This is a genomic window from Caldimonas tepidiphila (genome assembly GCF_003569765.1).
Lineage (GTDB): Bacteria > Pseudomonadota > Gammaproteobacteria > Burkholderiales > Burkholderiaceae_C > Caldimonas > Caldimonas tepidiphila.
On record NZ_QXMG01000002.1, the window covers coordinates 56594 to 74045 of the forward strand.

19 protein-coding genes are annotated in these 17452 nt (G+C 73.0%); 6 read left to right on the forward strand and 13 right to left on the reverse strand.

The genetic code is table 11. The features are described 5' to 3' along the window. Positions 1–15: 15 nt before the first annotated feature. Together D3A59_RS05980 and D3A59_RS05985 are read right to left on the reverse strand one after the other, a co-directional pair. Positions 16–1113 (reverse strand): alpha/beta hydrolase, encoded by a 1098-nt coding sequence (locus D3A59_RS05980; protein WP_119153990.1) that lies wholly within the window; start codon positions 1111–1113, stop codon positions 16–18. Between the two features lie 81 nt (positions 1114–1194). Then, complete coding sequence (locus D3A59_RS05985; RefSeq protein WP_170162307.1) at positions 1195–3054, reverse strand: RNB domain-containing ribonuclease; 1860 nt, start codon at positions 3052–3054, stop codon at positions 1195–1197. A 134-nt stretch (positions 3055–3188) separates the two neighbouring features. On the opposite strand from D3A59_RS05985, the gene D3A59_RS05990 reads away from it, so the two are divergent. After that, on the forward strand, positions 3189–3749 hold the full coding sequence (locus D3A59_RS05990; RefSeq protein ID WP_119153992.1) for a 3'-5' exonuclease: 561 nt from the start codon (positions 3189–3191) through the stop codon (positions 3747–3749). Positions 3750–4184: 435 nt separating this feature from the next. Beyond that, entirely contained in the window at positions 4185–4670 is a 486-nt protein-coding gene (locus tag D3A59_RS05995) for a universal stress protein (RefSeq protein WP_119153993.1), read from the forward strand. Between the two features lie 23 nt (positions 4671–4693). Here the strand turns inward: D3A59_RS05995 and D3A59_RS06000 are convergent, their stop codons facing one another. The 6 genes from D3A59_RS06000 to mltG all read right to left on the reverse strand — a co-directional run bounded on the left by D3A59_RS06000 (position 4694) and on the right by mltG (position 9247). Continuing rightward, a complete protein-coding gene (locus tag D3A59_RS06000) occupies positions 4694–5365 on the reverse strand; it encodes an ankyrin repeat domain-containing protein (protein ID WP_119153994.1) in 672 nt (223 codons plus the stop codon). Next, positions 5362–6165: a TatD family hydrolase gene (locus D3A59_RS06005; RefSeq protein WP_119153995.1), complete on the reverse strand. Its 804-nt coding sequence runs from the start codon at positions 6163–6165 to the stop codon at positions 5362–5364. Before D3A59_RS06005 ends, D3A59_RS06000 begins: the two co-directional genes overlap by 4 nt. 100 nt (positions 6166–6265) lie before the next feature. Next, entirely contained in the window at positions 6266–6661 is a 396-nt protein-coding gene (locus D3A59_RS06010; RefSeq protein ID WP_119153996.1) for a PilZ domain-containing protein, read from the reverse strand. Then, the gene (gene holB / locus D3A59_RS06015) at positions 6658–7653 is read right to left on the reverse strand and encodes a DNA polymerase III subunit delta' (protein ID WP_119153997.1); all 996 of its coding nucleotides are present in this window, start codon (positions 7651–7653) and stop codon (positions 6658–6660) included. Before holB ends, D3A59_RS06010 begins: the two co-directional genes overlap by 4 nt. Further along, positions 7650–8252, reverse strand: a complete 603-nt coding sequence (gene tmk / locus D3A59_RS06020) for a dTMP kinase (protein WP_119153998.1) — start codon at positions 8250–8252, stop codon at positions 7650–7652. The genes holB and tmk overlap by 4 nt, the downstream gene beginning before the upstream one ends. A 5-nt stretch (positions 8253–8257) precedes the next feature. Next, positions 8258–9247 carry an endolytic transglycosylase MltG gene (gene mltG / locus D3A59_RS06025; RefSeq protein WP_240635962.1) on the reverse strand — a complete coding sequence of 330 codons (990 nt, stop codon included), beginning with the start codon at positions 9245–9247 and terminating at the stop codon, positions 8258–8260. Positions 9248–9347: 100 nt separating this feature from the next. Here mltG and ygfZ point away from each other — a divergent pair, with 100 nt between their 5' ends. Genes ygfZ through D3A59_RS06040 form a run of 3 tightly spaced genes read left to right on the forward strand, consistent with a single transcriptional unit; the run spans position 9348 to position 11433 of the window. After that, the gene (gene ygfZ / locus D3A59_RS06030) at positions 9348–10292 is read left to right on the forward strand and encodes a CAF17-like 4Fe-4S cluster assembly/insertion protein YgfZ (RefSeq protein ID WP_119153999.1); all 945 of its coding nucleotides are present in this window, start codon (positions 9348–9350) and stop codon (positions 10290–10292) included. A 20-nt stretch (positions 10293–10312) separates the two neighbouring features. Next, positions 10313–10606 (forward strand): DUF4936 family protein, encoded by a 294-nt coding sequence (locus D3A59_RS06035; protein ID WP_119154000.1) that lies wholly within the window; start codon positions 10313–10315, stop codon positions 10604–10606. Continuing rightward, a complete protein-coding gene (locus D3A59_RS06040) occupies positions 10594–11433 on the forward strand; it encodes an NRDE family protein (protein WP_119154001.1) in 840 nt (279 codons plus the stop codon). Before D3A59_RS06035 ends, D3A59_RS06040 begins: the two co-directional genes overlap by 13 nt. Before the next feature lie 30 nt (positions 11434–11463). Here the strand turns inward: D3A59_RS06040 and D3A59_RS06045 are convergent, their stop codons facing one another. Both D3A59_RS06045 and D3A59_RS06050 read right to left on the reverse strand, forming a co-directional pair. Further along, a complete protein-coding gene (locus D3A59_RS06045) occupies positions 11464–12321 on the reverse strand; it encodes a YbgC/FadM family acyl-CoA thioesterase (protein ID WP_119154002.1) in 858 nt (285 codons plus the stop codon). After that, positions 12318–13265: an alpha/beta hydrolase gene (locus D3A59_RS06050; RefSeq protein WP_240635963.1), complete on the reverse strand. Its 948-nt coding sequence runs from the start codon at positions 13263–13265 to the stop codon at positions 12318–12320. The genes D3A59_RS06045 and D3A59_RS06050 overlap by 4 nt, the downstream gene beginning before the upstream one ends. A 180-nt stretch (positions 13266–13445) precedes the next feature. On the opposite strand from D3A59_RS06050, the gene D3A59_RS06055 reads away from it, so the two are divergent. Further along, positions 13446–14582, forward strand: a complete 1137-nt coding sequence (locus D3A59_RS06055) for an iron-containing alcohol dehydrogenase (RefSeq protein ID WP_119154003.1) — start codon at positions 13446–13448, stop codon at positions 14580–14582. 63 nt (positions 14583–14645) lie between these two features. Here D3A59_RS06055 and hmuQ read toward each other — a convergent pair whose 3' ends face one another. The 3 genes from hmuQ to D3A59_RS06070 form a co-directional block, all read right to left on the reverse strand. Continuing rightward, entirely contained in the window at positions 14646–14948 is a 303-nt protein-coding gene (gene hmuQ / locus D3A59_RS06060; protein ID WP_119154004.1) for a heme-degrading protein HmuQ, read from the reverse strand. A 100-nt stretch (positions 14949–15048) separates the two neighbouring features. Continuing rightward, positions 15049–16086, reverse strand: coding sequence for an SDR family oxidoreductase (locus tag D3A59_RS06065; protein ID WP_119154005.1), 1038 nt, complete (start codon positions 16084–16086; stop codon positions 15049–15051). Next, the gene (locus D3A59_RS06070) at positions 16083–17363 is read right to left on the reverse strand and encodes a nucleotide sugar dehydrogenase (protein ID WP_119154006.1); all 1281 of its coding nucleotides are present in this window, start codon (positions 17361–17363) and stop codon (positions 16083–16085) included. The genes D3A59_RS06065 and D3A59_RS06070 overlap by 4 nt, the downstream gene beginning before the upstream one ends. Between the last annotated feature and the right edge of the window lie 89 nt (positions 17364–17452).

Below are 17452 nucleotides of genomic sequence, written 5' to 3' on the forward strand. Positions count from 1 at the left end.
GGGCCTCGCGCCGGCTCAGTCCGGGGCGGGGCGGTCGATCGCCTCCAGCCAGTCGAACACGCGGGGCCACAGCGCGCGATGGGCGCCGCGGCCGATCAGCACGCCGAGGTGCTGCAGCCCGACGCCGACGTCGCGCTCGTAGTGCAGCACCAGCCGCCGCGGCAGCGGCGCCGCGTCGAGCAGCGCCAGCACCGAGCGCGCCGGCACCATCTCGCTGTGCGGATCGACGATCGCGGCGACCGGCGCGCGCACCTGCGCCGCGCCGAGCAGCTGCCCGCCGACGGCGAGGGTGCCGCGCATGAAGCGGTCCTCGCGGTACAGCCCGTCCGCGACCTGCGCGAACAGCCGCCCGGACATCGGGAACTCGTCGAGCGTCCAGCGCAGCGCGAGCAGGTGGCTGCGCGCGACCTTGCCGCCCTCGAGCGCGGCGGCCAGCGCGTCCAGGTGCCGTTCCCAGACGAACTCCCGTGGCGAGGCCAGCAGCGCGGCCAGGTTCAGCACGCTGCCCGGAACGCGGCCGAAGGCCTGCCCGACGAGCGCCCCCGGCGGCGAGCAGGCCAGCAGCGGCGCGAAGGCCCCGGCGTCCGCGCCGAAGCGCACCGGCGCCTCGACGAGCACCAGCGACGCGAGATCCTCGGGCCGCCGCGCCGCGTGCAGCGCGGCGAGCGTGCCGCCGAGCGAATGCCCGAGCAGGTGCGGCGTGCTTCCGGTGCGCCGCGCGATCTCGTCGACGCAGGCGCCTATCGCGGCCAGCGCCTCCTCCAGGCCCCAGTGCGCCGGGGCGGACGTCCACTCCAGCAGGTGCACGACGCAGCCGCGCTGCAGCGCGTGGCGCACGACGCTGGCGGCGGGGGCGGGGTCCCAGATCCAGTGCCGCTTGATCGGTGCCGGCACGATCAGCAGCACTGGCCCGTCCCCGTCGTCCGGCAGGTAGCGCCGCAGCCGCAGGCCGGTGGTCTCGATCAGCGTCGTGCAGGGCGTCTCCAGCGGCGCGAACGAGGCGAGGTCGAGTCCGGCGCCGATGCAGCGCCGCAGCTGGTCCAGCCCGTGCAGGAACAGCGCGGCCGGGGCTGCCGGCAGCGCCGCGCCGCCGCGGTCCGCGGCCTCATCCACCGGCACGCTCCATCGTCTTCGGCGCGGTGTGCATGGATCGACCTCCTGCCAGGGAAAGGAAAAGGGGTTGAAGACGATCGCTCAGGGCAGGGGCTGCGCCGTCAGCTCGCAGGCCGGCCCCTCGTCGTTCAGCGCGAGCAGGCGCAGGCGCAGCCGGCTGCCGAGGTCGAGCTCCGCGTCCTGCCGGCACCAGAGCTCACGCGTGCCGTCCCAGGCCCAGCCCTGCGATTCGAGCGCTTGCGCGTCCAGCGCGGCCCCCACGTCCCAGCGGTCCAGCGAGGCGCGCAGTCCTCGCGCGCTGCGCGACACCACCTGCGCGTCGTGCTCGCGCTCGCCGCTGCGCCAGACCAGGCGGCGCTTGAGCCGCTCCCAGGGATGGCGGCTCGCCTGCCGCGCGGCGCGGGCGCGGTCCGACAGGTGCTCCGACAGCGCCGCATCCGCCTCGACCGCCTCGCCGAGCAGCATGCGGTGCACCAGCAGGTCCGCGTAGCGCCGGATCGGGCTGGTGAAATGGGTGTAGGCGTGGAAGCCGAGCGAGAAGTGCCGGCTCTGCCGCTCGTCGTAGGTGGCCGGGGTCATTGCGCGGCGCACGCGGAACTCGACCTGGGGCGCCACCGGCCGGCCTTCGACGCCCGCCAGCAGCGCGCGCAGCTCGGCGAGGGTCGGCACCGCGGGAGCCTCGATGCCGTGGCCGCGCAGCCATGCCAGCGTCTGCTGCCAGCGCTGCGCGTCGAGCCCCTCCTGGTGGCGGAACAGCAGCCCGGCGCCGAGCAGCGTCAGGTGCGCCGCCGCGGCGCGGTTCGCGGCGAGCATCGCCTCCTCGACCAACTCGTTGGAGCGCTCGACAGGCACCCACTCGATCGCGTGGCTACCATCCGGCCGGACCACCAACCGGGGCTCGTCGTCACGGTACTCGAACAGGCCGCGGCGCTCGCGCGCCGGCTGCTGCGTCCCGAACCATGTCCAGAGGTCCTGCAGCATCGGCCCGACCGCGGCCGGCACCTCGCCGCGTGCCACCTCGCCGTAGCTCAGCCGGGCCGCGGAGCGCATCAGCGCCTGGCAGAACGAGTAGCCAGTGAGCGCGCCCCGGCGCGAGTACTTCAGCGAGCACACCAGCGCGTAGCGCAGCACGCCGGGATTGAGCGAGCACAGCCCGTTCGACAGCTCGGGCGGCAGCATCGGCACGCTGCGGCCCGGCAGGTAGACGCTGGTGGCGCGCTCGCGCGCCTCGGCGTCGAGCGGACTGCCGGCGCGCACGTAGTGCGAGACATGCGCGATCGCGACGTGCAGCGTCCACTGCGGGCCCTCGTCGACGAGGCACAGCGCGTCGTCGAAGTCGCGCGTCGACTCGTTGTCGATGGTGACGAAGGGCAGGTGGGTGAGGTCGGCGAAACCCAGCTCGCGGGCGCGCTCGGCGGAGGGCTCCTCGCCACTGCGCGCCTGCGCCAGCGCCGCCTCGCCGAAATCGACCGGCAGCCGCCACTTGGCGATCGCGTAGCGCTGGTCGAAGTCGCGGTCGTCGCGCGGGCCGAGATTCGCCACCAGCGTCGCGTCCACGCCCGGACGGCCGATTCCTTCGCCGGGCGCGACGCGCACCTGAACGACGTCGGCAGGATCGACCGGCCGGCCCCCGGTGTCGACGCGGATCGGCACGTGGCAGGGCTCGTCGGGGCGCAGCCGGTGGCCGCCGCCGTCGGCAGGCTCGAGCTGACCGAGCCAGAAGCTTTCCGGGCGCTCCAGCACCTCGTGCACCACCGCGCCGAGCTGCTGGCGCTGCGGCGTGGCCGTCAGGCTGAAGCACACCCGGTCGCCGGGCAGCAGCGAGCGCATCTGCGGCGGCGAGACGAAGTAGTCCTCGCCGCCGTCCTGCTCGACGAAGCCGAAGCCGCGGGGATGGGCGCTGATCACGCCCTGCATCGGCGCGGGAGTCGTCTCGGTCATGGGCAGGTTTCTCCGGGAAAACGGGGGCGACGCAGGCGAGGCCGGGGCAGGGCGCGCGGCGCCCGACCGAGGTGCAGCATGCCGCATTCCCGCCGGCCGCATGGCGGCGGAGCGCCGATTGCTGGGTCGCGGACATGTCGCAATCGAGAACTCCCGCGTTCCCGCCCGCCTTGCCGGCGATGCTGGACCTGGAGGCGTCCGGATTCGGCCGGGGCAGCTACCCGATCGAGGTGGGCTTCGTGCTCCCGGACGGGGAAGCCGTCTGCAGCCTGATCCGTCCGCCGCCGCACTGGACGCACTGGGATCCGGCGGCGGAGCGCGTCCACGGCATCGCGCACGAGCGGCTGCTGGCGCAGGGCCGCCCCGTGCGGGAGGTGGCCGAGTTGCTCAACGCGCGGCTCGGCGGGCTGACCGTCTACAGCGACAACTGGGGTTTCGACTACACCTGGCTCGGCCGGCTGCACGACGAGGCGGGAATCTTCCCGGCGTACCGGCTCGAGCACCTGCGCCGCTTGCTGAGCGACGCCGAGGCCGCACGCTGGCACGAGGCGAAGCAGCAGGTCGAGGGCCGGCTGAAACTGCGGCGCCACCGCGCCAGCACCGACGCGCGGCTGCTTCAGTGCACGCTCGCCTACCTGCGCGGCCAGCACCTCGGCCCCGACCCGCTCGACGGCCGGCTCGCCGCCACGTCGTGAAGCACCGGATGCCAGGCCCCGGGCCAGCGCGCTGGGTAAGCCGTTCCGTGTCGGGCGGGGCAGGCGGCGTTGACGCGCCTGCCGTGCGCCGCATCCTCGAAGTCCGGCGTGCGCGACAGAACGAGGCGCCGCCGGTCGGAACATCAGGTTGGCAGCACAGGGAAGACCGGAGCGACTTTCACCGATCGCGGAACGCGTTTAATTTTACATAACACACATTCCAAACACTTGAGGCGAGACCAAGAACACCGAGCCTCCGGACCCGTCCGGCAACCCGGCGATCGGCCTGCACCTGCGTTCCATGGGCTCCATGTGCTCCTCGTCGCTTGCGCCGCGCCGCCGGCCTGCAATACTGTCGTCGCCCGCCTGCCGGCGCCGCTTCCACCGAGGACCGGCGCCGGGGGCTCGACGACAACATGGCTGACGGAGCACGCGATGATGAGGTACCTGATCCCTGTCGACGGTTCGCAACTGGCGCTCGACGCCGTGCACCACGCCTTGCGGCTGGTGCGCGAGGGACTGCAGGCGAGCTTCGTTCTCGCCAACGTGCAGGAGCCGGCGCACCTGTACGAGGTCATGATGACGGCCGACCCGGTGGTGCTCGAAGGCGCCAGCCGCGGCGCCGGTGTCCATGCTCTGCAGGACGCGGAGCGCCTGATGCAGGAGTCGGGACTGCCCTACGAGACCGAGGTCGCGTCGGGCGACGTGGCGCACACGCTGGTCGACATCGCCGAGCGCTTCGGCTGCGACGGCATCATCATGGGCGCGCGCGGCCGCGGTGCGCTGCGCAGCGTGCTGATCGGCTCGGTGTCGTCCGCAGTGCTGCAGGCGAGCACGATCCCGGTGACGATCGTGCACCATGTCGACGAGGAAGCGCCGCCGCCCGACGACGGCATCGACGGGGACCTGCCGGCGGCCTGAGGCCTGCAGCGGCGTGCGCCGGCTCAGGGTTGCCGGCGCGCGGCGCGGCGGCGCTTGAGGTCCTCGAACCCCTCGGCCAGCGCGTTGCGGCTCGCCATCCGCGCGAAGTCGGCCGCATCCATGCCGCGCGCGTTGCGCCGCTCCGGCACCGCGCCGGCCTTCAGCAGCAGGCGCACCGCGCTCTCCGAGCCGTAGCCGGCGGCCATCATCAGCGGCGTCGTGCCGTTCGGCGATTCGGCATCGACCCGCACGCCGCGCGCGAGCAGCAGCTCGACGATGCGCGGGTCGCCGTTGGACGCCGCGTAATGCAGCGGCGTCCAGCCGGCGTGGTCGGGCTCGGCGCCGAGGTCGAGGAGCCGCAGCACCATGTCGAGGTTCCCCTTGAGCGCCGCGATCATCAGCGCCGTCTCGCCGGCCCGGTTGCGCCGCCGCACGTCGATGCGGCCGTCGTCGAGCAGCAGCTCGATCGACTTCGGCGACTCCTCCTGCAGCGCCGTCACGAGCGCGAGGCGCCCCTGCGAGTCCAGCGCGTTCGGATCGACCCCTTTCTCCAGGAGTCGCCGCAGCTGGCCCGGGTTGTCGCGCACCGCGGCGCCGACCAGCTCGTCGATGTCGGCGGCCTGCGTGACCGATAGCAACGCGAAGAGGCACAGCCCGGCGAGGCCCCCGCGCAGCCGGAGCCTGGCGCGTCTCACGCGGCCGCTCCCGCGGCGTCGCGCGGCGGCACGCCGAACAGCCGCTCGAAGTTGCGGCTGGTGATCTCGCCGATCTCCTCGGGCGCGAGCCCCTTGAGCTCGGCGAGCTGCTTCGCGACATAGGGAACGTAGGCCGGCGTGTTGGTCTTGCCGCGGTACGGCACCGGCGCCAGGTAGGGACTGTCGGTCTCGATCAGGCAGCGGTCCAGCGGCACCTCGCGCGCCACCTCGCGCAGCTCCTCGGCGTTGCGGAAGGTCAGGATGCCCGAGAAGGAGATGTGGAAGCCGAGCTCGAGCGCGGCGCGCGCCACCTCGCGCGTCTCGGTGAAGCAATGGAACACGCCCCCCGCCTCGCCGCCCTGCTCCTCGCGCAGCAGCCGCAGCGTGTCCTCCGAGGCGCTGCGGGTGTGGATGATCAGCGGCTTGCCGCTCGCGCGCGCCGCACGGATATGCACGCGGAAGCGCTCGCGCTGCCACTCCATCTGCTCGACCGTGCGGCCCTCGAGCCGGTAGTAGTCGAGCCCGGTCTCGCCGATCGCGACCACGCGCGGCCGCGCCGCCAGCGCGACCAGCTCGTCGACGTCCGGCTCGCGCACGTCCTCGTTGTCCGGGTGCACGCCGACGCTGGCCCAGAGGTTGTCGTGGGCCTGCGCGAGCGCGTGCACCGCCGGGAATTCCTCCATCGTCGTGCAGATGCACAGCGCGCGGTCGACGCGCGCCTCGGCCATCGCGGCGCGCACGGCGTCGAACTGCTGGGCGAGGCCGGGAAACGTCAGGTGGCAATGGGAGTCGACGTACATGGTGCGGTGGCGCTGGGAGTCTTCGAGGGTGGAAATGGCGAATGCCGTGCCGCGGCCCGTCGCGGGCCGCGAGGCACGGCAGCGGGACGCCGGCGCGTCGTCAGATCGTCTGCGTGGGCTTCGCGGAGGAGATCGCGGTGCCGAGCATCTGCTCGATCTTGATCTTCAGCACGCGCGACTTGTCGTCGTTCGGGAAGCGCACGCCCACGCCCTGCGTGCGCCCGCCCGAGGCGTTCGGCGGCGTGATCCAGGCGACCTTGCCCGCCACCGGGTAGCGCTGCGGGTCGTCCGGCAGCGACAGCAGCAGGTAGACGTCGTCGCCGAGCCGGTACTCGCGCGTGGTCGGCACGAACAGCCCGCCGTCGGTGAAGGCGGGGATGTAGGCGGCGTAAAGGGCAGGCTTCTCGCGGAACGCGAGCTGGATCACGCTGGGCCGGGGGGCGGCCACCGCGGGCGCGGGGCCGGCAGCGGCGGGTCGGCTGGTCGGGTCGCTCATCGCGGGGAGTGTAAGGCGCGGCGTGCCTGCGTCACAAGCGCCTCGGTCATCAGCCCCGCGTTCCACGGATGATCCGCGTGCCGCGCGGTCTCGCGCAGCTCGCGGGCCCACTCGGTCAGCCGCTCGTGCGAGGGGTGCAGGCCGGCGAAGGCGGCAGCGTCGAAGTAGCGGGTCGGCGCGCCGACCGCGACGCACAGCGCGTCGTGGCAGAGCTTCTGCAGCGTGTCGAGCAGCAGCGGCGGCGTCCAGCCGCTGAAGGCGGCGCCCTGCCCGCGCGCCACCTGCTGCGGCAGCCCCTGCCACAGCCGGGCGTCGATGCCCTGTCGCGACAGCTCCAGCGCGGTGAGCGGCTGCTGGCCGGCCGCGGCGAGCAGCACCGCCGCATCGGCCACGCCCTGCTGCGCGAGCCAGGCCTCGGCGGCCGGCCGCTGCGGCGGCGCGAGGCGCACCGTCTGGCAGCGGCTGCGGATGGTGGGCAGCAGCGCCTGCGGCGCGCCGGTGCCGAGGACGAAGCGCGCCTGTCCCGGCGGCTCCTCCAGCGTCTTGAGCAGCGTGTTGGCGGCGATCGCGTTCATGCGGTCGGCCGGGAAGACCAGCACCACCTTGGCGCGGCCGCGCGAGGAGGTCTGCTGCGCGAAGGCGACCGCCTCGCGCAGCGCGTCGACCTTGATCTCGCGGCTCGGCTTGGTCTTGCTGGCGCGGCTTTCCGAGTCGCCCGCCTCGGCGGTCTCCCAGCCGAGCCCGGCGCGCAGCGCCTCCGGCAGCAGCACGAGCAGGTCCGGGTGCGTGTGCGCATGCACGAGGCGGCAGCTCGCGCATTCGCCGCAGGGCGTGAGGGACCCGTTCGACTCGCACAGCCAGGCCTGGGCGAGCGCGAGCGCGAGCTCGAACTGGCCGATGCCTTCCGGGCCGCTGAGCAGCACCGCGTGGCCGCGCTGCGTCGCGAGCAGCCGCTCGAGCGGCTCGCGCAGCCAGGGCAGCAGCGGGCTCACAGCCCCCGCTCCCGCAGCGCCGCCTCGACCTGGCGCCACACCGCGTCGCGCTCGCCCGAGGCGTCGATGCGGGCGAAGCGCGAGGGCTGTGCCTGCGCGCGCGCCGCGTAGCCCGCGGCGACGCGGCGGAAGAACTCGAGCGGCTGCTGCTCGAAGCGGTCGGGCACGCGCGCACCCGCCAGCCGCCCGGCGGCGATCTCGGGCGGCAGGTCGAACCACAGCGTCAGGTCCGGCTGGCGGCCCTGCTGCACCCAGCCCTCGAGCGTCTCGAGCACGCCGAGGTCGAAGCCGCGTCCGCCGCCCTGGTAGGCGAAGGTGGCGTCGGTGAAGCGGTCGCAGACCACGGCCGCGCCGCGCGCGAGCGCCGGCTCGATCAGCTGGCGCAGGTGGTCGCGGCGCCCCGCGAAGATCAGCAGCGCCTCGGTGAGCGCATCCATCGGGCGGTGCAGCACCAGTTCGCGCAGCGTCTCGGCGAGCTCGGTGCCGCCCGGCTCGCGGCTCAGCACCACCTCGCGGCCCGCGGTGCGCAGCCGCTCGGCCACTGCCGCGATATGGGTGGACTTGCCGGCCCCGTCGATGCCTTCGAAGGTGATGAACATGGATGTCAGCGGCCTCGCTGGTACTGGTTGACCGCGCGGTTGTGCTCGGCGAGCGTCTCGCTGAAGACGCTGCTGCCGTCGCCGCGCGAGACGAAGTAGAGCGCCTTCGTGCGCTCGGGCTGCACGGCCGCGCGCAGCGAGGCCTTGCCGGGGATCGAGATCGGCGTCGGCGGCAGGCCGCGGCGCAGGTAGGTGTTGTAGGGGTTGTCCTCGGCCTGCAGGTCGCGCTTGCGCAGGTTGCCGTCGAAGCCGGCGCCGAGCCCGTAGATCACGGTCGGGTCGGTCTGCAGCGGCATGCCCAGGCGCAGCCGGTTCACGAACACGCCGGCGACGCGCGCGCGGTCGCCTTCCTGCCCGGTCTCCTTCTCGACGATCGACGCGAGGATCAGCGCCTCGGCGGGCGACTTCAGCGGCAGCGTCTCGTCGCGCGTCGCCCAGGCCTGCTCGAGGTTGCGCTGCATCGCGCGGTGCGCGCGCCGCAGCACATCGAGGTCGCTGCTGCCGCGGCTGTAGGCGTAGGTGTCGGGGAAGAACTGGCCTTCCGGATGCCGGCCCGGCAGATCGAGTGCGGCCATCAGCTCCGCGTCGCTCATCTTCGCCGACAGCGGCTGCAGCCCCTCGGCGCGCGCGAGCTCGGCGCGCACCTGGCGGAAGTTCCAGCCCTCGATCAGCCGCAGCGTGACCAGCGTCTCGTCGCCCTGCACCATCTTCGTCAGCAGCTCGCGCGGCGTGACGCCGGGCCGGATCTCGTAGCTACCGGCACGGATGCGCCGCGCCTGGCCCGACCAGCGGAACCACTCGTAGAGCAGCGTCGGCGAGGTCTGCACGCCCGCCTGCACCCAGCCCTGCGCGATGCTGCGCGGCGTGCTGCCGGGCCCGACCGAGTATTCGACCGTCGGGGCGGCGAGATCCAGCGGCCGGTGCAGCCACCACAGCGCGGCGCCCCCGAGCAGCAAGGCCAGCATCACAAGCAGGGTCAGCAGACGTCTGAGCATCGTCGGAAGCGGCGGATGACGGATTCGGGAACGGCGGGCCGGCGGGGAGGAACTTCTCCCGGCGTCCCGGTGGCGAAAGGCCGGGGATGATAATGGAGCAATGAGTAATCCCACACCAGACACCGCACTCCAGGGGGCCGTCGCACTCACCCATCTGGGCGTGATCGCCGCCGATGGCGAGGATGCCGCGAAGTTCCTGCACGGCCAGCTGACCAACGATTTCCTGAAGCTCCCGCCCGGCGAGGCGAGGCTGGCGGGCTTCTGTACGGCCAAGGGCCGCCTGATGGCGAGCTTCATCGGCTGGAAGCCGGCGGCCGACCGCGTGCTGCTGGTGTGCAGCGCGGACCTGCTGCCGCCCACGCTCAAGCGTCTGTCGATGTTCGTGCTGCGCGCGAAGGCACGGCTGAGCGACGCGAGTGCCGCGCTGCGCCTCGTCGGCCTCGCCGGCCCGGCGGCGCAGACCTGGCTCGGCGCGGACGCGCCCGCGGCGCCCTGGCAGGTGCGCGAGCGCGATGGCGCGAGCGTGCTGCGCCTGCCGGGTGCCGCCGGCGTGGCACGCTACCTGTGGTGCGCGCCGGCGCAGCAGCCGTCGCCCGAGGTGGAGTTGCCCGCGCTGCCGCTGCCGGCCTGGCAGTGGCTGGAGGTGCGCAGCGGCGTGCCGACCGTGGTCGCCGCGACCGTCGAGCAGTTCGTGCCGCAGATGGTCAACCTCGAGGTCGTGGGCGGCGTGAACTTCCAGAAGGGCTGCTATCCGGGCCAGGAGGTGGTCGCGCGCAGCCAGTACCGCGGCACGCTCAAGCGCCGCGGCTTCATCGTCCACGGCGACGTACCGCTCGCGCCCGGCCAGGAGATCTTCCACAGCGCCGATCCCGGCCAGCCCGGCGGCCTCGTCGCCAATGCGGCACCGGCCCCGGACGGCGGCTGGTCGGCCTTCGCCGAGCTGAAGATCGCGGCCACCGAGGGCGGAACGCTCCATGCTGGCGCAGCGGACGGGCCGCTGCTGCGGCTCGAGCCCCTGCCCTACGAACTGCCGGCACAGGCCTGAGCGCTGCCCTTCCCTGCGACATGCGGCGGCTGTTCATCTATTACCGCGTCCTGCCGGAACGGGCCGGCGAGACGCTGGTGGCGCTGCAGGCCCTGCAGCAGCAGGCCTGCGCCCGGTTTGCGGGCCTGCAGGCGGAGCTGCTGCGGCGTCCCGAGGAAAAGGACGGCCTGCAGACCTGGATGGAGACCTATTCCCATCCTGACGGGGTGCCGGCGTCGGCGGAGTCCTGGCTTTGCGACGAGGCCTTGCGCGCCGGTGTCTTGGGGATCCAGGGAAACATGTATGTTGAAGTATTTGTTCCATGTGCCTCGTAGCCCTGGCCCTTGACGTTCACCCGCGCTTCCCGCTCGTGCTGGCGTCGAACCGCGACGAGTTCTTCGAGCGGCCCGCCGCGCTGCTGGACTGGTGGACGCCCGAAGGCGCCAGCCGCCCGGTGCTCGGCGGCCGCGACCTGAGGAACGGCGGCACCTGGATGGCGCTGAGCGCCGGGGGCCGCCTCGCGCTCGTCACCAACGTGCGCAACCCCGCCGACAACGACGCCGCCGCGCCCTCGCGCGGCGAGATCGTCACCGATTGGCTGGCCGGCGCCCACTCCCTCGACGCCTTCGGCCCCCGGCTGCTCGCGCGCGGCTACAACGGCGTCAACCTGCTGGCCGCCGATCTCGCCGCGAACCCGGGCTGGACCTGGATGTCGAACCGCGCCGGGCCGCCGCAGCGGCTCGCGCACGGCGTGCACGGCCTCTCCAATGCCCGGCTCGACACGCCCTGGCCGAAGGTGGAGCGGCTGAAAGGCCGCCTGCAGGAGGCGCTCGCCACGGCGCGCTCGGCCGACGCGCTCGCCGAATCGCTGTTCCACGCCCTCGCCGACCGCACCGTCCCGGCAGACTCGGAGCTGCCATCGACCGGCGTGCCGACCGAGTGGGAGCGCTGGCTCGCCCCGGCCTTCATCCGCACGCCCGACGCTCGCTACGGCACGCGCTGCTCGACGCTGCTGATCGCCGAGCGCATGGCCGACGGCGCTCTCTTCACCCGGCTGATCGAGCGCAGCCACGCGCCGGGCGACGGTCTGCCGGCGACCGAGCGGCGCGTCGAGCTGCCGGACTGGCCGCCGCGCCCCCCTGCCCTGCCCGGCCGGCGCTGAGCGGTCGCGCCCGCAGAGCCGCGCTGGCGCCTACAGCGGCGCCACCATCTCGATGTGGTCGATGCCCGCCTCCTCGAACTCGGGCCCGCGCCGCGCGAAGCCGGCCCGCGCATAGAAGGACGCGGCCGAGGTCTGCGCGTGCAGCAGCACCTCCCGGTCGCCGCGCGCCCTCGCCGCCTGCATCAGCGCGTCGAGCACCGCGCGGCCGATGCCGCCGCCTCGCATGCTGCGGTGCACCGCCATGCGGCCGATCTTCGCGACGCCAGGCACATGCTCGAGCAGCCGGCCGGTCGCGAGCGGCTGGCCCAGGCGGTTGTAGGCCACCGCGTGCAGGCAGTCGGTGTCGGCCTCGTCCCACTCCAGCTCGGCCGGGATGCGCTGCTCGCCGATGAACACCGCGGTGCGGATCGCGTGCGCGTCCTCGCCGAGCTCGGACCAGAGGCCGGTGCGCACCTGCACCATCGCCGCGCCGGACTCGTAGCCGGTGAGGAGCTCCCGCAGCGGCTGCGGCAGCGGCGCCGATTTCTGCGTCGCCGGGTCGGCATGGACGTAGACCAGCTCCCCGCTCACGAGCAGCTCGTCCTGGCGGAACACCCCGGCCGAGAAGCGCAGCGACGAGTTGCCGAGGTGCGCGCACTTCAGCCCCACCTCGAGCAGGTCGTCGTAGCGCGCCGACGCGTGGTACTCGAGCGTCGCCTTCTTCACGTAGAGGTCGCCGCCGAAGCGCTCGAAGGCCTCGGGGTAAGGCAGCGCCAGCGCGCGCCAGTAGTCGGCGATCGCGGTGTCGAGGTACATCAGGTAGTGCCCGTTGAAGACGATCTTCTGGGCGTCCACCTCGGCGTAGCGCACGCGCAGGCGCGCCAGGAATCGGAAATCGCTGCGTTTCATGCTTGCAGGTGCTCCTTGAGTGCGTCGGCGGCGCTCGCCTGGGCCGTGCGGGCCTCGGGAATCGCGCGGCCCATCTTGATGAAGTCGTGCGTGACGCCGCGCCAGATCTCGAGCTGCACCGGCACGCCGGCCATGCGCAGCTTGTCGGCGTAGGCCACGCCCTCGTCGACCAGCGGGTCGCACTCGGCGAGGCCGACCCAGGCAGGCGCGACGCCTTCCACGTCGTCGGCCTCCAGCGGCGCGAAGCGCCAGTCGCGGCGGTGCGGGTGGTCGATGTAGTGGCCGAAGAACCAGTCGATGCTCGCCGCGTCGAGCAGGAAGCCCTGCGCGAAGAGGCGGTGCGAGGCGGTGTCCTGGTGCGCGGTGGTGCCGGGCGTGATCAGCAACTGCAGCGCGAGCGGCAGCCCGGCGTCGCGCGCGAGGATCGCGCAGACCGCCGCGAGCGTGCCGCCGGCGCTGTCGCCGCCCACTGCGAGCCGGCTGCCGTCGAGCCCGAGCGAGGCGGCCTCGCGCGCGAGCCACTGCAAGGCCGCCCAGGCGTCGTCCACCGCGGTCGGAAAGCGATGCTCGGGCGCGAGCCGATACTCGACCGACACCACCGCACAGCCGCTGCGCAGCGCGAGTTGCCGGCACAGGCTGTCGTGCGTCTCCAGCCCGCCGATCGTGAAGCCGCCGCCGTGCAGGTAGAGCAGCACCGGCAGTCGGTCCTCCGAGTCCGCATAGAGCCGTGCCGGCAGCCCGGCCCCCGGCACCGGGAGCCGGAAGTCCTGCACGCGCGCCAGCGGCGCGCGCGGCAGGTCCAGCACCTCGGCGCCCGCCTGGTAGGCCGCCCTCGCCTGCTGCGGCGTCAACGCGTGGAAGGGCGGGCGGTTGGCGCGGCGGATGCGGTCGAGCACGCCGCTCATCTGCGGCGTCAGCAGCGCGGTGGCGCGGGAGCGGCTCATCGGCTGGCGGCGCGCAGGACGTGCGCGGGGCGAGGCAGGCTGGCGGCCCGGAACGGATGGCTCATGCAGGGATTCTTTACTGGCAGCGCACGCTGCCCGGGCCGCGAGTTTGCCATGTGGCGCGCGCCGTGCCGGCCGAGCAGAATCGACCGCAACCCACACCGCATGGAGACCCCGCCGATGGCGCTCATCCTCTACCTCACCCGCATCCAGTTCGACTTCGGCGCGGTGCGCCAGCTGCCCGCCGAGTGCGAGCTCGCTGGCATGCGCCGCCCGCTCGTCGTCACCGACGCCGGCGTGCGCGCCGCGGGCGTGCTGCAGCCGGCGCTCGACGCGCTCGCGGGGCTGCCGGTGGCGGTGTTCGACCGCACGCCGTCGAACCCGACCGAGGCCGCGGTGCGCGAGGCGGTGCAGGTCTACCGCGAGCAGCGCTGCGACGGACTGGTCGCCGTCGGCGGCGGCTCCAGCATCGACCTCGCCAAGGGCGTGGCGATCGCGGCGACGCACGAGGGGCCGCTGAAGACCTACGCGACGATTGAGGGCGGCAGCCCGCGCATCACGGCGGCCGTCGCGCCGGTGATCGCGGTGCCGACCACCGCCGGCACCGGCAGCGAGGTGGCGCGCGGCGCAATCGTGATCGTCGACGACGGCCGCAAGCTCGGCTTCCACAACTGGCTGCTGATGCCGAAGGCCGCGATCTGCGACCCGGAGCTGACGCTCGGGCTGCCGCCGGCGCTCACCGCCGCGACCGGCATGGACGCGATCGCGCACTGCATGGAGACCTTCATGTCCGCGGCCTTCAACCCGCCGGCGGACGGCATCGCGCTCGACGGGCTCGAGCGCGGCTGGGCGCACATCGAGCGCGCGATGCGCGACGGCGGCGACCGCGAGGCGCGCCGCCAGATGATGAGCGCCAGCATGCAGGGCGCGCTCGCCTTCCAGAAGGGACTGGGCTGCGTGCACAGCTTGAGCCACAGCCTCGGCGGGGCCGATCCGCGCCTGCACCACGGCACGCTCAACGCGCTGTTCCTGCCTGCGGTGGTGGCCTTCAACGCCGGGGCCGAGTCGGTGCAGCGCGAAAGGCGCCTGGAGCGCATGGCGCACGCGATGGGACTGACCGCGCCCGAGGAGCTGCCTTTCGCGCTACGCGCGATGAACGCCCGGCTCGGCCTGCCGACGGGGCTGGCGGCGCTCGGCGTCACCGAGGCGCTGTTCGATCGGGTGATCGAGGGCGCGCTCGCCGACCACTGCCACGGCACCAATCCGCGGCTGGCGAGCGCCGACGACTACCGCGCGATGCTGCGCGCGTCGATGTGAGACGGGGGTGAGGATGCGCCCGCGCGCCGGCGGCCTTGGTGCCGGCGGCGGGAGCAGCGGGCTTCAGAGCACCGCGTCGAACAGCTCGAGCTGCGGCGGGCCCAGGTAGAGGTCGCGCTGCTGGCCGGCGTTGGCGTGCGCCATGCGGAAGGCCTCCGAGCGCGTCCAGGCCTCGAAGGCCTCGCGCGAGTCCCACACCGAGTGCGACGCGAACAGCGTGTGCTCCGCGGTGCTCGCGCCCTGCAGCAGGTGGAACTCGCGGAAGCCGGGGACGCCCTTCAGGTGGCTGTCCCGGGTCTTCCAGACCTCGATGAAGTCGGCCTCGCGGCCGGGGGCGATGCGAAAGCGGTTCATCGCGACGAACATGGCGGCACTCCTCGCTGGGTGGGGGACGGCGGGCCAGTATGCCGGCTGGGCGCACGACCTGCCGGCCGTGCACCCCCGAGGCCCGTGCGGGGAATCCGCTTCAGCCGGCGCGGCGCGCCTGGGCCACGTACCAGGGCATCGCCTCCTGCAGCCCCTGCGCGACGCGGTGCGTCGGCTCGTAGCCGAGCAGGCTGCGCGCCTTGCCGACGTCGGCGAGCGAGTGGCGCACGTCGCCGGCGCGGAAGTCGGCGTGCTGCGGCTCGCCGACCGCGAGGCCCGGGCACTCGCGCTCCAGCGCCCCGGCGATCGCCTCGTGCAGGGTCTTGAGCGTGGTGCGGTCGCCGACCGCGACGTTGTAGACCTGGTTCACCGCCTGTGCGTCCTCGACCAGCGCCGCGCGCAGGTTGGCCTGCACCGCGTTGGCGACGAAGCAGAAGTCGCGCGAGGTCTCGCCATCGCCGTTGATCACGCAGCGCTCGCCCTTGAGCATCGACGCGGTCCAGCGCGGGATCACCGCGGCGTAGGCGCCGTTGGGGTCCTGGCGCGGCCCGAAGACGTTGAAGTAGCGCAGGCCCACCGTCTGCAGCCCGTAGCAGCGCCCGAAGACGTCGGCGTACAGCTCGTTGAGGTACTTGGTCACCGCGTAGGGCGACAGCGGCCGCCCGATCACGTCCTCGACCTTCGGCAGCGTCGGCGAGTCGCCGTAGGTCGAGCTCGACGCGGCGTAGACGAGGCGCTTCACTCCCGCGTCCTTCGCCGCCACCAGCATGTTCAGGAAACCGGTGGCGTTGGCACGGTGCGTCGCGAGCGGGTCGGCGATCGAGCGCGGCACCGAGCCGAGCGCCGCCTGGTGCAGCACCACGTCGACGCCCTCGCAGGCGGCGCGGCAGGTCGCGGGGTCGGCGATGTCGCCCTCGACGAAGCGGTGCCGGCTCCAGGCCTCCTCGCCCACCAGCGCGCGCACCTCGTCGAGGTTCGCCTGGTGCCCGGTGGCGAAGTTGTCGAGGCTCGTAACCGTCTGGCCGGCGCGCAGCAGCTGCTCCAGCAGGTGCGAGCCGATGAAGCCGGCGCTGCCGGTGACGAGCCAGTGGCGCGGCGTGGCGCGCACCCGCGCCAGGATGTCCTGCAGCCCGCTCACAGGCGCCACACCTTCAGGCCGCGATCGCGCAGCGCCTGCGCGTCCGCCGTGCACTTGACGTCGACGTACAGGCCCCCGGCCGACAGCTTCGCGACGATCTCGTCCACGCCGTGCGCCAGCAGCTGGCGGTGCGGCACCGCGGCGACGATCGCGTTGGCGCGCGGCAGGTGCTCCCACTGCACCAGCTCGACGCCGTACTCGTGGTAGGCCTCGCGCGGCGACGCGAGCGGGTCGTGCACGTGCACCGTGACGCCGTAGCTCTCCAGCTCGCGGATCACGTCGATGACGCGCGAGTTGCGCAGGTCCGGGCAGTTCTCCTTGAAGGTCAGGCCCAGCACGATCACGTGCGAGCCCTTGACCGGGAAGCCCGACTGGATCATCTGCTTGACGGTCTGCTCGGCGATGTACTTGCCCATGCCGTCGTTGATGCGGCGGCCGGCCAGGATCACCTGCGGGTTGTAGCCCAGGCGCTCGGCCTTGTGCGTCAGGTAGTAGGGATCGACGCCGATGCAGTGGCCGCCGACCAGGCCCGGGCGGAAGGGCAGGAAGTTCCACTTGGTGCCCGCGGCCTCGAGCACCTCGGTGGTGTCGATGCCGATGCGGTGGAAGATCAGCGCCAGCTCGTTGACCAGCGCGATGTTCAGGTCGCGCTGCGTGTTCTCGATCACCTTGGCCGCCTCGGCGACCTTGATGCTGGTGGCGCGGTGCACGCCGGCCTCGATCACGCTGCCGTACAGCTTCGCGACGCGCTCGAGCGTGTCCGGCGTGTCGCCCGACACCACCTTGGTGATGGTGGTGAGCGTGTGCTGCTTGTCGCCGGGGTTGATGCGCTCGGGCGAGTAGCCGACGAAGAAGTCCTTCTTCCACTTCATGCCCGACTCGCGCTCGATGATCGGGATGCAGACCTCCTCGGTCGCGCCCGGGTACACGGTCGACTCGAACACCACGACCGCGCCGCGCTTGAGGTTGCGGCCCACGGTCGTGCTCGCGCCGACCAGCGGCGAGAAGTCGGGGATGTGCGCGTCGTCCACCGGCGTCGGCACCGCGACGACGACGTAGTCGGCCTTCTTCAGCGCGCTCGCGTCGGTGGTGGGCTCCAGCAGGTTTGCCGCCTGCAGCGATTCGCTGCTGACCTCGCCGGTGGGGTCCTCATGGCGGCGATAGGCCTCGATCTTGGATTCGGACAGGTCGAAACCGATGGTGCGGAATTTCTTGCCGAATTCCACCGCCAGCGGCAGTCCCACATAACCCAGTCCCACTACAGCGACAGTTTCCATCAATTGCTCTCCCGGACGGCGGACCGCCTTCGTTTGGTTTGTCCAGCGACCCCGAGATCCTCCGGAACCCCGCCATATGCCCCCATCCC